Source organism: Shewanella sp. 11B5 (genome assembly GCF_002836795.1).
Classification (GTDB): Bacteria; Pseudomonadota; Gammaproteobacteria; order Enterobacterales; family Shewanellaceae; genus Shewanella; species Shewanella frigidimarina.
The window spans coordinates 1-1,683 of sequence record NZ_PJAP01000812.1 but is presented as its reverse complement, the minus strand read 5'-3'; the positions used below and the strand labels follow the sequence as shown (position 1 = coordinate 1,683).

General features: G+C 41.9%; 2 protein-coding genes. Both read right to left on the bottom strand.

Features of this window, described 5'->3' with window-relative positions; genetic code table 11:
- The coding region (locus CXF78_RS16685) for a cobalamin biosynthesis protein CobD/CbiB (protein ID WP_102037406.1) at positions 1 to 912 on the bottom strand (912 nt) is incomplete at its 3' end.
- Positions 913 to 995: 83 nt separating this feature from the next.
- Positions 996 to 1,682: a 5'-methylthioadenosine/adenosylhomocysteine nucleosidase gene (locus CXF78_RS16680; RefSeq protein WP_257984934.1), complete on the bottom strand. Its 687-nt coding sequence runs from the start codon at positions 1,680 to 1,682 to the stop codon at positions 996 to 998.
- Position 1,683 lies beyond the last annotated feature (1 nt).

Genomic DNA, 1,683 nt, shown 5'->3' with positions numbered 1-1,683 from the left:
TATGTAACGATGATCTGGCAAGGGACCCGCTTTTACTTTTGGTAAATCGACCCGAATTGTCTTACCATTTTCGATAAATTGCTGGGGGCCACCAAGCTCTATTTTCAATAACTTAGCCGCTAACGCATAACTGCTGTAATGATTATTTAACTGATTTTTATTGGCTTGAGCTGATATTGGCTGCGAAAAAATAGACCTCATACCCAGTTGTCCAAACTGAATAGCTAACGAGCAATGCCATAACAAGGTTGGAATGAAAAAAATCACCCGATTGAATTGGCCAACAAAACTTGAAAAAATATGAAAGTTTGGATGATACGGTGGCCAGCAATGTTCTAATTGCCTTAACATCCGCACCACTAATGCCATGGTGGCGCCGCCTAAACTAAAAAACAATATGGTTGCTAAGGTGCCGTAAATGGGAGTGGTGAATAACTTCTCAATGGCGGTTTTACTTAAACCGACTTCAGACAACACTTGAGTATTTTGGCTTACCCATGGGGTGAGTAGTTGTTTTGCGTCCTGCTTATTACCCTTTTTTATTGCTGTAACGACCTTTTCTGCTACTGGTTTAAAAGCTGAATCACATAAACAAAAATACAAGATAATGAGTTCGAAAAACCATGGGTAGGCGGCAAGGCTGAGTAAGAAACTGACGATAATCCCGCTAGGTACTATCAAAATAAGTGTGGCTAAAATCCCAGCGATAAGTTGCTGGCTCACCGCTCGCTCTGGGTGGTTAACTTTACTGGAAATTAATACCGCTAAACGATTGAACCATAATAGGGGTTGTAAATCTCGGGGAATTGGCGCGAAGCGAGCTAATATTAATGCACAAAATAAAATACAACAGCTCTGAAGCAATCCGCCGTCTTGGCTCAGTAATTGAGGATTGAATAATTGATTGACCATAGATACTCAATAATGTGCTGTTGTATTGTTTATGAAGCGAGCTTAGCTCGGCCCATAGCGAGTCCGAGCTAAGTGTAGACCGATTACAGCTGTTGTAATAGAGCAATAACCATCATTGCTGAATGCATACCTGCTTTGATTATGTACGAGTCAAAATCAACTGGTGAGTCATTATTTGCATTGTCTGATAGCGAGCGAATAACTACAAATGGCACGTTAAACTGGTGACATACTTGTGCAATCGCTGCGCCTTCCATCTCACAAGCTGCCATTGTTGGAAAGTTTTCACGCATGACTTTTGTGCGAACAGGATCGCAAATAAAGCTGTCGCCAGTACAAATTAACCCTTCAATTGCCTTAACTTCACCTAATTCAGCGACAGCGCTTTTGGCCGCATTAACTAAGGTGCTATCAGGCATAAATGCAGCAGGTTGCTGAGCCATTTGGCCAATTTCATAACCAAACGCTGTCACGTCTACATCGTGATGACGCACTTCTGATGAAATAACAATATCGCCAATCGCCAATGAATCAACAAAACCGCCAGCAGAACCGGTGTTAATTACATGGGTAGCGGCAAACTTTTCGATTAACAATGTGGTCGCAATACTGGCTGCCACTTTACCGATACCTGAACGGGTTACTACCACGTCTTTACCTGCAATGCTGCCGCTAATAAATTCGATGCCAGCAATTGTTGTATGTACTGGATCTACAATAGCTTGAACTAAATGAACAACTTCTGGCTCCATTGCGCCAATAATACCGATT